The organism is Micromonospora sp. MH99 (assembly GCF_021442385.1).
Taxonomy (GTDB): domain Bacteria; phylum Actinomycetota; class Actinomycetes; order Mycobacteriales; family Micromonosporaceae; genus Micromonospora.
Map to the genome: position 1 here is coordinate 1 of NZ_MUZA01000112.1, position 12,501 is coordinate 12,501.

At 74.9% G+C, this 12,501-nt stretch carries 11 protein-coding genes and 1 pseudogene; 11 read left to right on the top strand and 1 reads right to left on the bottom strand.

Going from position 1 to position 12,501, the window contains the following annotated elements:
- From B0E54_RS31005 to B0E54_RS31055, 11 genes and pseudogenes are all read left to right on the top strand, one after another.
- Positions 1-625: pseudogene (locus tag B0E54_RS31005) on the top strand (hypothetical protein); the annotation flags it as partial.
- A complete protein-coding gene (locus B0E54_RS31010) occupies positions 625-1,527 on the top strand; it encodes a hypothetical protein (protein WP_234591315.1) in 903 nt (300 codons plus the stop codon). The pseudogene B0E54_RS31005 and the gene B0E54_RS31010, both read left to right, overlap by 1 nt.
- Positions 1,524-3,116, top strand: coding sequence for a contractile injection system protein, VgrG/Pvc8 family (locus tag B0E54_RS31015; protein WP_234591317.1), 1,593 nt, complete (start codon positions 1,524-1,526; stop codon positions 3,114-3,116). Before B0E54_RS31010 ends, B0E54_RS31015 begins: the two co-directional genes overlap by 4 nt.
- Positions 3,116-3,454: a hypothetical protein gene (locus B0E54_RS31020; RefSeq protein ID WP_234591319.1), complete on the top strand. Its 339-nt coding sequence runs from the start codon at positions 3,116-3,118 to the stop codon at positions 3,452-3,454. The genes B0E54_RS31015 and B0E54_RS31020 overlap by 1 nt, the downstream gene beginning before the upstream one ends.
- A complete protein-coding gene (locus B0E54_RS31025; RefSeq protein WP_234591322.1) occupies positions 3,451-3,882 on the top strand; it encodes a GPW/gp25 family protein in 432 nt (143 codons plus the stop codon). The genes B0E54_RS31020 and B0E54_RS31025 overlap by 4 nt, the downstream gene beginning before the upstream one ends.
- Positions 3,879-6,515: a putative baseplate assembly protein gene (locus tag B0E54_RS31030; protein WP_234591324.1), complete on the top strand. Its 2,637-nt coding sequence runs from the start codon at positions 3,879-3,881 to the stop codon at positions 6,513-6,515. Before B0E54_RS31025 ends, B0E54_RS31030 begins: the two co-directional genes overlap by 4 nt.
- Positions 6,496-7,053 carry a phage tail protein gene (locus B0E54_RS31035; RefSeq protein ID WP_234591327.1) on the top strand — a complete coding sequence of 186 codons (558 nt, stop codon included), beginning with the start codon at positions 6,496-6,498 and terminating at the stop codon, positions 7,051-7,053. Before B0E54_RS31030 ends, B0E54_RS31035 begins: the two co-directional genes overlap by 20 nt.
- Positions 7,050-7,982 carry a hypothetical protein gene (locus B0E54_RS31040; RefSeq protein WP_234591328.1) on the top strand — a complete coding sequence of 311 codons (933 nt, stop codon included), beginning with the start codon at positions 7,050-7,052 and terminating at the stop codon, positions 7,980-7,982. Before B0E54_RS31035 ends, B0E54_RS31040 begins: the two co-directional genes overlap by 4 nt.
- Entirely contained in the window at positions 7,979-8,437 is a 459-nt protein-coding gene (locus B0E54_RS31045) for a hypothetical protein (protein ID WP_234591330.1), read from the top strand. The genes B0E54_RS31040 and B0E54_RS31045 overlap by 4 nt, the downstream gene beginning before the upstream one ends.
- 63 nt (positions 8,438-8,500) lie before the next feature.
- Positions 8,501-9,253 carry a hypothetical protein gene (locus tag B0E54_RS31050; protein WP_234591341.1) on the top strand — a complete coding sequence of 251 codons (753 nt, stop codon included), beginning with the start codon at positions 8,501-8,503 and terminating at the stop codon, positions 9,251-9,253.
- Between the two features lie 50 nt (positions 9,254-9,303).
- Entirely contained in the window at positions 9,304-11,520 is a 2,217-nt protein-coding gene (locus B0E54_RS31055) for a hypothetical protein (protein WP_234591343.1), read from the top strand.
- Between the two features lie 12 nt (positions 11,521-11,532).
- Here the strand turns inward: B0E54_RS31055 and B0E54_RS31060 are convergent.
- A partial coding sequence (locus B0E54_RS31060) for a PmoA family protein (RefSeq protein ID WP_374109334.1) occupies positions 11,533-12,501 on the bottom strand: 969 nt, incomplete at its 5' end.

The window sequence follows — 12,501 nt, forward strand, 5'->3', positions numbered from 1 at the left end:
TGGCGGTTCCGACGCCACCCACCTGCCGGACGGGCACGACGCGCCGACGGCGTCCCCACCGGCGAACCGGCGCCTGTCCGGCCGGATCCTGGAGGCGTGGCCCGCGCGTCAGCCATCCTGGCCGGGCGCGGCCACCGCGGCCACGCCCGCCGCACCGGCGGGACCGCTACGACGGGACACCACGACCACCGACGCACCCGACCCGACCCGGGCAGGCGTGCCCGCCACCCCGCCCACCCGGCGCGGCTCCCCGCCCGGGATCGCGACGGACCTCGGCCCCTCCAGGGGCACCTTCCCGCCACGGATCACCACCGCGCCCACCGCCGTCGACGGGGTGACAGCGGGCGGCGCGGGCAGCGGGTTGTGGCCCGCCCTCCCGGACGAACGCGCACCGCTGGGCGGCGTACGGGCCACGCAGCGCGGCGAGCCCGACCACCGGCACGACGACCGCGGCCACCGCGATCAGCGCGAGCCGAGTGCCGCGCAACTGCCGGTCGGCCCGGCGTCCACGGCCGTCGACCCGTGGCCGGAGCTGCCGGACGACACTCCGCTGTGGACGGTGCCCCCGGCGGCGCTCGACGCCCGCCACGTGGACCGCCTGGATCGGGAACAGGCGGGCGGCTGATGGAACGTGTCGCCTTCCTTATCGACTCCTCCGGGGAGCGGGTGGACTGCCTGCTCAACCCGGAGACCGTGCAGGTGACCCGGCTCGCCGGGGTACGCCATCGGGGCGCGGGCGGCGGGCAGCTCACCGGGGCCGGACTGGCCGACGACCCGCTGGTCTTCACCGGCGGCGGCCGTACGGAGCTGGTGCTCGACCTGCTGTTCGACGTCGATTTCGTCCAGGCCCAGGTCCGCCCCACCGACGTACGGGTGCTCACCCGACCGCTGTGGATGCTTGCCGAGAACTCCACCGCCGAGCACGGGTGGCTGCGCCCGCCGCTGGTCCGGCTGGTCTGGGGCAAGACCTGGAACGTGCCCGGCGTGATCATCGCGGTGGCCGAACGGTTCGACGCGTTCACCGGTACGGGTTCGCCCCGGCGCTCGTGGCTGCGGCTGAAGCTGGTCCGGGCCGCCGAAGCGGCCGACCAGGCGCAGGCGGGATTCGCCGAGGAGCTGGCTGCGGTGAGCACCCCGGCCGCCGCGCCGGGCAGCGCCGTGGTCGCCGCCGGTGACGGCGCCGCCGAGCCGGGCAACTCCGGGGTGCGCTTCGACCTGCTGGCCAACGACGCGCTCGGGTCGCCGCTGCGGTGGCGGTTGCTGGCCGAGCACAACCGGATCACCGACCCGCTCGCGGTGCCCGCCGGCACGACCCTCGCGGTCCCCAGCAGCGCGCCGGGCGGGGGCGGGTCGGAGTCGACGCTGACCTCGATGGCGCGGGCGGTGGCCGGCGCGGTGGGCGCCGGCACGTCGTACGTGGGCGCCTCGATCGCCACCGCGAGCTGGGCCACGCCGACCGGCGCGGCGACCGCCAGCACCAACCCGGACGGCACGCCGCCCGGCACCGGCCCGGGGAGTACGCCGTGACCAGCGTGGCGCCCCGCGCGCTGACAGTTCTGCTGGACGGCGTGGAACTGGACGCCACGGCCCGCCAGCGGATCCGCTCGCTGCGGGTGGCCGCCCGGCTCGACCAGCCGACCCAGGCCGAGCTGGTGCTCGCCACCGCCGCCGGGGCCGGCGCTCTCGACCCGGTGGCGCGGCCCGGCACAACAGTCGACGTACGGCTCGCCGACCATTCCGACGCGCTGTTCACCGGCGAGGTCACCGCCGTGGAGGTCGAGTACGCCGCCGACGGCGCGGCGGTGCTGCGCCTGCGGGCGTACGACGCGCTGCACCGCCTGCGCAAGCGCCAGGACCTGCGGGTCTTCACCTCGGTGACGACGGCCGAGCTGGCCCGTGAGCTGTGCGGCGAGGTGGGCCTGACCGTGACGGCGGACAGCGACGGACCGCGACTGGAACGGCTGCTCCAGCACCGGCACAGCGACCTGGAGCTGCTCCGGGAGGTCACCGGCCGGGCCGGGCTGCACCTGGCCGCCGACGGCGACGACGTCCGGCTGATCACCCTCGCCGGCTACGGGGAGCCCGTCGCGTTGGCCCTGGGCGCGGGTGTGCACACCCTGCGGCTGTCCACCAACGCGGACCAGGCCAGCGGCGCCAGCGCCGCGCTGGGTTGGCATCCGCAGCGGGCCGAGCCGATCAGCCAGCAGGCCGACGAGGCGCGCTGCGGTCGTCCGGCCGGCGACCGGCCGGACCCGGCCGACGTCGGGGCGGACGGGGTCCGCACCGCCGTCGACCAGCCCGGGCGCAGCGACGACGAGTTGGCGGCCCTGGCCCAGGCACGACTGGACCTGCGCGCCGCCGCGCTGGCCACCGCCGAAGGGCTGGCCGAGGGCGATCCGGCGCTGCGGCCGGGCCGGCGGATCGACCTGACCGGTGTGCCCGACCCCCTCGCGGGGGCGTACGTGCTGACCGAGGTGGTGCACACCGTGGACGGCGACGGGCACCTGACCCGGTTCTCCACCGTGCCACCGGCTCCCGCCCCCACGGCGGCGGGCCCTGCGGTGGTCACCCTGGGCACCGTGACCGACGTGGCCGACCCCGACGGGTTGGGTCGGGTGCGGCTGACCCTGCCGGCGTACGGGGATCTGGACGCCGGCTGGCTCGGTGTGCTCTGTCCCGGTGCCGGCCGCGGCAAGGGCCTGGTGGCGCTCCCCGATCCGGACGACACAGTGCTGGTGGTGCTGCCCGGCGGCGAGCCCGCCTCGGGCATCGTGCTGGGCTCGCTGTTCGGCGCCGTCGAGCCGTACGACGCGGGTGTCGACGACGGCAGGTCCCGCCGCTGGTCGCTGCGCACCGCCGGCGGGCAGTCGATAGTCGTGGACGACGTCCAACGCAGCCTGCGGCTCGCCACCGAGGGCGGCAGTTGGCTGGAGCTCACCCCCGACCTGGCCACCCTGCACGCGGCGAGCGACCTGGTGATCTCCGCGCCGGGCCGGGCCATGGTGGTCCGCGCCCGCAGCGTGGACTTCCTGCACGCCGAGGCGCCCGAGGATGCGAGCACCGCGGCGCAGCAGGCCCGTTCGCTCGCCCGCGCCCATCACGAAGGAGGCGGCTGATGCGCTGGATCCACCGCGACTCGGTGATCACCTGCGACCACGACGGCCGGGTCGAGAACCGGCCCTCGCAGCTCTGGGTGACCGTCACGGCCGTGCCGGTGCTGGTGGACGACGACCCGCAGGGCCGCACCATCAAGGCCTGTCCGAACTACGGCCCGACCGTCAAGCCGTGCACGAACACGTTGACCGTCCGGGTCGGCTACAGCGACTGGCTACGCGTCGATGGCCACCGGGTGGTGCTGTCACACCTCGAGGGGTTCACCGACGGCACACCACCGGGGATGGTCCACCACACCGTCCGCGATCCCCGGCAGCGGTTCCTGGGGGCGGACCGATGAGGGCGTTCCGTTTCGTCGGCGCGGGCTTCGACGCCGGTCGGGGCGGTGGGCTGGCGCTCACCGCTGCCGGCGGACTGGCCATGACCGAGGGCGACGAGAGCGTACGCCAGGCGCTGTTTCTGTTGTTGTCCACGACGCCTGGCGAACGGCTGATGAGACCCGGGTACGGCTCCCGGCTGCACCGGTTGGTCTTCGCGCCCAACGACGACACGACGGCCGGGCTGGCCATCCACTACGTCCGGCAGGCCATCGCCCGCTGGGAGCCCCGGGTGGAGGTCATCGACACCGACGCCGGACCGGACCCGGACGACGCGTGGCGGCTGGTGATCCGGCTGGACTACCGGGTGCGGGCCAGCCTGACGCCCGGGCAGCTGGTGTTCTCCGTGGATCTGCTCCCCGCCGACGACGAACCGGGAGAACAGTCATGACCCTGCCCGCCCCGCACCTGGACGACCGTGGGTTCCTCGACCTCGTCACCGAGGCCCGCGAGCGGATCCACCAGTCCTGCCCCGCCTGGACCGACCTGTCGGCGCACGACCCGGGCATGGCGCTGGTGGAGGCGTTCGCACACCTCACCGAAGTGATGATCTACCGGCTGAACCAGTTGCCGGAGAAGGCGTACGTCTCGTTTCTGAACCTGCTCGGGGTGGCGCGGCACGCGCCCACCGCGGCCTGGGCGGACGTCGTGTTCACCCGCGCCGGCACCGACCGGGGCGCGGTGCGGATCCCGGCCGGCCTGCGGGTCGCGGCGGCGCGCGGCGCCGATCCCCGACCGGTCCTGTTCGTCACCACCGAACCGGCAGTGCTGGCCGCCGGGGAGACGTCGGTGACGGTCCGGATGCACCACTGCGAGCCCGTCGAGGCGGAGCTGCTGGGTGTCGGCACCGGCCAGCCGGGCCAGGTGCTCCGGGCGGCGCACGCTCCCCTGGCCCACACCGGCGAGCCGCTGGACCTGCTGCTCGGGGTGGAGGTGCCGGCCGGCTCGGTGGAGCTGGGGGTGGCAGCCCGCGAGCACGACGGCCGCACGTTCGAGATCTGGCAGCCGGTGGACAGCTTCGCCGGGCTCGGCCCGCAGGCCAAGTCGTACCTCGTCGACCGCTGCTCGGGGACCGTCACGTTCGCTCCGGCCCTCGACCTGCGACCGCCCGCCGGCGCGGGCGAGGCCGCCGGGGCGGGCGAGGCGGTGACGGTGGCGGCGGTGCCACCGGCCGGGCGACAGGTCCGGCTCTGGTACCGCTCCGGCGGCGGTCCCACCGGCAACGTGGCGGCCGGCACCCTGACCAGCCTGCGCGATCCACTGCCCGGGGTACGGGTCGACAACCCCGCGCCCGCGGCCGGCGGCCGGGACATGGAGGCGCTGGAATCGGTGCTGCTGCGCGGCCCGTACGAGTTCTTCGCCCAGCAGCGCGCCGTCACCGCCCGCGACTTCGAGGTGCTGGCCACCAGCTCCGGCGCGGTGGCGCGGGCCCGCGCGTTCACCCGCTCGGCCGTCTACAGCTTCGCCCGGCCCGGTGAGGTCGAGGTGGTGCTGGTGCCGTACGTGCCGCCGACGGCCCGCCCGGGCGGCCGACTGCCGGTGTCGGTGCTGCGCGAGCACGAGGTGCCCGAGGCCCGCCACCGCGTCGAGACGGACCTGGAACAGCGCCGGATGGTCGGCACCCGCTCGCGGGCCACCTGGGCCCGGTTCAAGGCGGTGTCGGTGCGGGCCCGGGTGGTGGTGCGCCGCGAGGAGGACGTGGACGCGGTCCGGCGACGCATCCACGACCGGCTGCACCAGACGCTCAGCCCGCTGCCCACCGCGCTCAACCCGACCGGCTGGCCGTTCGGTGAGCCGCTGCGCGCGTCCAACGTGTACCGGTTGCTGGAGCACGCCGAGCCGGGCGTGCGCTACGTCGAGTCGGTGCGGTTCGTCGTCGACGAGGCCCCCGACGCCGACGTCCGCGCGCTCGCCGTCGATGCGTACCAGCCGCGCACCTGGTACGCCGGACGCGGCCCGGTGCTGTTCCGCTCCAGCAACTCCGGCGCCGGCTGGGAGCCGGCCGGCCGGTTCGACGACGAGACGGTGCTGCGGGTGGCGCCCGCTCCCGCGCCGGTGCGACCGGGCATCGTCGCGCGGCCCGGATCGGTGGCCGTGGTGACACTGCGCGCCTCGGGCGGCTCCCGGGTGCACCTGAGCACCGACCTGGGTGAGACGTGGTCGCTGCTGACCGACCTGGACTCGCGCATCTCGGACGTGGCGTGGCTGGACCGCGACGGCGCCGGCGCGCTGCTGGTGGCGACCGACACCGGCCTGTACGAGGTGTCGCTGCTGCCCGGCGCGGTGCCGCTGCAGATCCTCGTGGATCCGTCCGACGCCGACCGGGGCTTCTACGCCGTACGCGCGTTCGTCTCCGAGCGGGGCGCCCCCGGTGTGGCGGTCGCCGCGCAGGCCGGCTTCGGGGTGTACCTGTCCACCGCCGGTGGCCGGCCGGGCAGCTTCGCGCACGTCGGCCTCTCCAACGTGGACAACCGGGTCCTCGCGGTGCAGTACGACGGCCCGGCCACCCTGCTGTGGAGCGGCGCGGGCGAGCCGGACCCGAAGAAGCCCGGCCAGGGCTGCCACCGCACCCGGCTGTTCGAGTCCGACGTGCAGTGGCAGACCGTGCAGAGCGGCTGGATCGGCGGGACCTGCCGGGACCTGGCGTTCGCCGGATCGCAGGTCCTCGCCGCCACGCAGAGCGGTGGGGTGCTGCGGCTGGACACCCTCGCGGCCCAGCCGCAGTGGCAGTCGGTGTCGGTCAACTGCGGGCTGCCGCTGCGCGACCGGACCCGGTTCGTGCCGGTGGACGCCGTCGCCGTGAGCGGCCCGGCGACCCTCGGCGCGAACGGTCCCACGGCGGACGACCGACTGGTCCTGGCCTGCGGTGAACGCGGCGTGTACCGCAGTGCCGACGCCGTCAACTGGACCGCCAGCGCCAACCAGGCCACCGCCGACGTGGTGACCGTCCCGGACACGTGGCTGCTCTGCTCCGGCGAGCACGACATCGAGGTGGTGCGCCAGGATGCGACGCTCGGCGATTGAGCGGCTGCTGCCCGCCGCCTACCAGCGGGCGTGCGTGCCGGGCAGCGTGCTCTGGGCGCTGCTGGACGTCATGGAGGGGCTGCACGCCCCGGACGAGGCGATCCTCGCCGAGGTGGACGCCCTGTTCGACCCGTACCGGGCGCCCGACCACCTGGTCGTGCGGTTGACCCGTTGGGTGGCGATGGACCACGTGGTGGCCTCGCCCCGACCGGACGCCCCACTGCCGCTGCCGGTGGGCCGGCTGCGCGACCTGGTGGCCAACGGCGCGCTGCTGGCCCGGTGGCGCGGCACCCCGTACGGGATGCGCCGAGCCCTGGAGCTGGCCACCGGGTTGCCGGGGTTCGTCATCGACGAACCCGACGAGCGGCCCTTTCACATCGTGGTGCGGGTGCCGGCGGCCGCCGCCGGTCAACTCGCCGTGATCACCCGAATCGTCGAGGCGGAGAAGCCCGCGTCGACCACCGCCGAGATCGTCGTCGCCGCTTCGCCGGCACCGACCCCGCCGAGCGCGGCACCGTCCGCAAAGGAGCCGTCATGACCACCGAATGGGCCGTCGTCGCCGCCGCGTCGCAGTTCACCCTGGATGCCGCCAACCACGGCGAGCTGACCTTCACCGTCTCCAACCCGGGCCTGGCGCCGGACACCGTCGTCTTCGACGTGGCACCCGGCGAGGGCAGCCAGCGGGCCTGGTTCACGGTGACCGAGCCGCAGCGGGTGGTTCCCGGGCAGGGCTCGGTGTCCTTCCTGGTCCGCCTCGCCGTACCGGCGGGCACCGCGCCGCGCCGCTACGACATGACCGGGTTCGCGTACTCGGCGAACACCGCGCCGGAGGAGAGCTCGCGCTCCAGCGGCCGGGTGACGTACGAGGTCCGGGCGGTCGCCGCGCCGAAGCGGACGCCGTGGCCGTGGATCGCCGCCGCTGCGGCGCTGGTCCTCGTGGTCGCCGGCGTGGTCGGCTACCTGCTGACCCGACCCGACGGCACACCCACGCCGGGCACGCCACGGGTCGTGACGGTGGAGGCCGAGAGTCTGGTCGACGGCGCTCGGATCGACTCCCCGGCGAAGACGGCCGCGGCGGTCGGGGCGCAGCCGAACTGCTGCGACGTGACCTGGTCGGGCGACAAGCAGCTGTTCTTCACCGGCCTGGCGCCCGGTGACCGGGTGAGCGTCACAGTCGAGCTGCCGGCCGACGCCCTCTGGCGGTTCTCCACCACGCGCACCACCTCGTTCGACTACGCCAACACGATCTGGCAGGTCGACGGCGCGCAGCTCGGCGGCACCTTCTTCGGCTTCACGCCGAAGGTCGTCCTGCAGGACTTCACCGACGTGGGCACCGTCCGGCTCGGGTCGGGTCGGCACACGCTCACGCTGGTGGCGGTGGGCAAGACGCAGGGCTTCGACAGGTACTTCGCGGGCGTGGACCAGATCCGGTTCACCGAGGTGACCGGGGCGGTCGCGCAGCGATGAGCGGTCGGCAGAAGGTGCTGCTGGTGACCGTGGCGGCGCTGCTGGTGGCGTTCTTCGTCCTCGCCCTCGGCGTCTCCGGCGGCGAGCAGGGCCGCGCGGACGACCCACCGGGGGTCGTCGAGCGGCTGGGCCGCCTCGCCGGCGCGAGCACGGGCGTCGACCCGGCGACAGTGCAGGCCGACTGCGACCGCACCGGTGACGTGCTCAGCTTCGTCGGCGGCTGCGCGGTGCGGGTCGCCGACCCGGGCGAGCTGCGGACGCTGGTGCTGCGCAGCGGTCGCCCGTTCGTGGTGCGCGCTCCGGCGCCCGGCGACGCCGACCTCACCGTGCGCTCCGAGGTCGAGCCGGACGACGGCGGCGACGCGGTCGCCCGGATCGCCGTCGACCGCGCGGTCACCGTGCTGCTGAGCTGCCCGGGAGGTGTCGGATGCACGGTCACCGTCGCCGCCGACTGACCCGCCCACACCTCGGGCCCGATCCCGCGCCCGCCGGCCGGCGCGACCGCGAGGAGGCCCGACATGGGTGACCTGCGCAAGCCCTTCCTGCTGCTCGCGCTTGTCGCGGTCACGCTCGTGGTCCTCGTGGAGGTCGGATCGTCACTGCTCACCGGGGGTGGGGACGCCACCGGCGCGCTGCTGGCCGGCGCGGCGGACCTCGGCGTGGAGGTGGACGCCGGCAGCATCAGCGAGCCCTCCGGGCGGGGTACGAGCTACCTGGCGCTGATCGACGTGGTGGCGCTGTGGACCACCGGCCTGTTCTGCCTGAGCCTGGCCGTGCCCGAACGGGTGCAGGGCCGCATCCAGGGTGTGGCGACGCTGATCTTCTCGATCCTGCTCATCCTGGGCTCGCTCCTGCTGCTGATCATCGCCTTCGTGGAGCTGACCATCATGGTGTCGCTGTTCCTGGCCGTGCCGTTCGGCACCCTGGCGTACCTGGCGCTGTGGGGCTTCTTCCCGGTCGGCGACGCGAGCCTGCTGCTGGGCCTGGCGCTGCTGCTGAAGCTGGTCTGGGCGGTGCTGCTGCTGCTCGCCCAGCCACGCTTCGCCCAGAACAAGGGCCTCGTGCTGCTGGCGCTCACCACACTGCTCTGCACCGTCGTGCTGGAGTTCCTGCACCGGCTCGTCCCGGTCATCGTGGTGAGCATCCTCGACGACGTGGGGGCGCTGATCTTCGCCATCGTGGCCATCATCTGGGGTCTGGTGCTGCTGATCGGCTCCATCCCCGCCATCGTCAAGTCCGTGCGGGTGACCGCCGCCCTGCCCACCCGCTGACCTTCGCGGTATCGCCAACGCGCCGGTGAATTGTCTGTGACCCTGACGGCGTGGATCCGACGCCGGCGCGCGACGCGGTGGAGCTGCGCGTGCACGGCATCTCCGGCGTGAGCGCGGAACGGATCCTCGACCACCCGATGGTGGTCCGCGTCGCAGGGGACCGGCACGCGGGCTTCTTCCGACCACGCAGCGGCAGCGGCGCCGCCGGGGGCGCCGCCGCCGGGGTTGCCGTCGAGGCGTACCGCTGGGGGTCCCTGACCGCCGGCGCCGCCGTCCGGACGGCCTCGATGCTGCTGTTGCTGCCGTTCATGCTGAGCAACCTGGCGATCTGGATGCGGCCGCCCGGCCGGGACCGGTGGGGACTGCTCGGCATACTGTGCCGCCTGCTCGCCGGCACCCTCACCGTCACCTTCGTGTTGGCGATCGTCGGCGTCACCCTGGATCTGGTCGGCTGGCAGTGCGTCCCGTACCCGGGGTGCCGCGCCGGCCGTCCCTACCTGGCCTGGCTCTACGCGCTGCCGTCCGGCCCGCGGCTGGCCCTGCTGTCGGTCGTCCCACTGATCGCGCTGCAGGTCGTTTGGGCGATCGGCACCCGGTCCACGCGGGCGTTCGAGGGATTCGGTCCGTCGTCCGCCCAGCACACCACCAGCGGGACCGACGATCTCGACGACGCCGGTTTCTGGAACGACGAGCGGACGATCGGATGGCTGCGTCAGATCCACATCGCGCTCGGCGTCGGCACCCTTGACGTCAGCCTGCTCGCGGGCATCTCGCCGGGCGGCCCCGGCGCACCCGGGCACGTCGTGCAGTTCGCCGCCGCCGTCGGGCTGCTCGTGCTCTGTGTCGTCCTGCTCGGCCGGCCCGTGCCCACGAGCACGGCACAGAGCCGGCGCCTGCTGCGGCCGCTGTGGGCGGTCGTCGTCGCGGTGACCGCGCTGTGCCTCGGTACGGCAGTGCTCGCCGGCGCGCGGCCGTCCGGTTCCGGGAAACTGCCCGGCTACGAGGGTGCCGCCGCCGGGGTGGTCGCGGTGCAGGGTGTCCTGCTCATCGTCCTGACGGCCGTCACGTACGCCCGCCAACGCGGCGGCCGCCACCGCGCCTTCCTCCGCGGGCTCGGCACCCCGATCCTGGCAGCGGCGGCGGTGAGCATCGGCGCGGCCTTCACCGCCAGCCTGGTCTACCGGACCGCCGACATCCTCGACCACGGTGACATTCCCGACCCGCTGCGACCCAACGCGCCGGTCGTCGGCCCGCTGGAGCCGCCGGTCGCCTACTGGTGGGCGGCGCTCGCCGGGCTCGCGGCGCTGCTGATCGGGGCGGCGGCCGCCTCGGCCACCCTCCTGCTGAGCCGTCGGCGGCGGCACGGGTTGGCCGCGAGCATCATCGAACGGGACTACCCGGACGCGTCGCCCGAGGACGCCCATCGGCTGCGGCTGGTCCGGGAGACCATCGCCCGGTCCCAGATCACCGAGGAGCTGGGACCGGTGCTGCTCGCGTTTCTGGTGATCGCGACGCTCGGCCTAGCCACCGTCGCCCTCGACGTGATCGGGATCGGTCCCACCCAGCTCGCCGCCCACGTCGGTGCAGAGGGCGGTGCGGCGGGGCTCGTCGTGGCGTATCTGACCGATGCCGGTGTCTGGGTGATCAGCCTGCTGGTGATCTGCCTCCTGATCCTCGGTTTTCGCGCGTACCGGTCGTCCCAGACCCGGCGGCTGGTGGCGGTGCTGTGGGACCTCGGCACCTTCTGGCCGCGTACGGTGCACCCCTTCGCGCCGCCCTGCTACGCCGCCCGCGCCGTCCCGGAGCTGGCGAAACGGGTCACCGGGCTGGCCCGGGCCGGCCCGGTGGTCCTCTCGGGGCACAGCCACGGCTCGGTGCTCGCCGCCGCCACGATCCTGCAGCTACCGCCCGCCGTGCTGGCCAGGGTCTCGTTGCTGACCTACGGATCGCCGCTGGGGCGCACGTACGCCCGGCTCTATCCCGCGTACCTGGGACCGCCGACGCTCGTCGACCTGGGTGAGCGGATCGGGTGGCGGTGGCGCAACCTGTGGCGGGACACCGATCCCATCGGTGGGCCGATCTTCGCCGACGCCCCACCGCCGCGCCCCGACCCGGCGGCGCGCGACGTCGACATCCGGCTCCGCGATCCCCGAAGCCTGACCATCGACCCGGCGGACACCGTGCCGCCCCCGATCGAGCGGCACTGGCCGTACCACACGCAGGCCGCGTACCAGGTGGCGGTCGGCGAGCTGGCCGGCCGGGCCTGACCACGCGGCTGCCTAGCGACCGCGGTGACCCCCGGCCGAGCGGACCAGGGCACCGGCGGTGGCGACGTCCAGGGCACCGTCGGCGACGACGACCCGGTGTCGGCCGCGCCGTGTCGCGCCGGCCGCGATGGTCACCTGCCGCTCGAACGCGAAGGCCACCCCCACCCCCGGATACATCGCGGTCCGCACGAACCATCGGTCGCCGTCGCCGAGACCGTCGAAGACGAGGGTGTACGCCCCACCGCCCGCCCCGACGCCGACGAGGGCGACCCACGGCTCGGCGGAACCGTTGACGGCCTCCTCCCCCGTCGCGCCGGCGCTGAACACCCTGGCGGGCTCGGCCGAGACCGCCCGCCAGAAGAACCCGCCGTACCCGGCCCCGCCGGGGCGACCGTTGGTGGCCGGGCTGCCCAGCCGCACGTCCCGCCCAGCGGGGGCACTGAGCGTGTAGTCCATCTCCAGCCGCCAGGCCGGCAGCTCCCCCGCCGGCCCCGTGCCGCTCAGGCCGACGACGGCGAGGCGGCGGCGCTCGTCGAGCAGCACCGCCCCGCCCGGGTCGCGCCATTGCAGCCGGTGGGCCAGCCGGTCCGCGGACCGCTGCGACCAGCCGGTGTGCGCGATCCGCCCGTGGTCCTCGCGCCACGTGTAGCCGACGTCGCGCACGTAGGTGCGCCCGCCCCAGAGGTTGGTGCCGTTGACGTCCTGCACGGCGAGGGACGCGCCGAGGTGCCACACGTGGTCGGCGGGGAGCGCGTCGGTGACCACAGTGCCGCCGAGGGTGCGTACCGGGTGCAGGTACGGCCGCGGTCCGTGCCGCGCGTCCAGCGCCGGGTCCACCACGTACCGGGCCACCTCCGTCCCGCCCACCAGCAGCCGCGCCGGCTCCTCGGCGGGGTCGGGTCCGGTGCGGGCCGCCGCGCCGCCGGCGGCGGGGTCGACGCTCACGGCAGCTCCGGCGCGGCGGAGACCGGCCGGGGCCCG

Coding starts and splice junctions, on each gene's coding strand:
- B0E54_RS31010 (WP_234591315.1), top strand. CDS start 625: ATGGAACGTGTCGCCTTCCTTATCGACTCCTCCGGGGAGCGGGTGGAC.
- B0E54_RS31020 (WP_234591319.1), top strand. CDS start 3,116: ATGCGCTGGATCCACCGCGACTCGGTGATCACCTGCGACCACGACGGC.
- B0E54_RS31025 (WP_234591322.1), top strand. CDS start 3,451: ATGAGGGCGTTCCGTTTCGTCGGCGCGGGCTTCGACGCCGGTCGGGGC.
- B0E54_RS31030 (WP_234591324.1), top strand. CDS start 3,879: ATGACCCTGCCCGCCCCGCACCTGGACGACCGTGGGTTCCTCGACCTC.
- B0E54_RS31035 (WP_234591327.1), top strand. CDS start 6,496: ATGCGACGCTCGGCGATTGAGCGGCTGCTGCCCGCCGCCTACCAGCGG.
- B0E54_RS31040 (WP_234591328.1), top strand. CDS start 7,050: ATGACCACCGAATGGGCCGTCGTCGCCGCCGCGTCGCAGTTCACCCTG.
- B0E54_RS31045 (WP_234591330.1), top strand. CDS start 7,979: ATGAGCGGTCGGCAGAAGGTGCTGCTGGTGACCGTGGCGGCGCTGCTG.
- B0E54_RS31050 (WP_234591341.1), top strand. CDS start 8,501: ATGGGTGACCTGCGCAAGCCCTTCCTGCTGCTCGCGCTTGTCGCGGTC.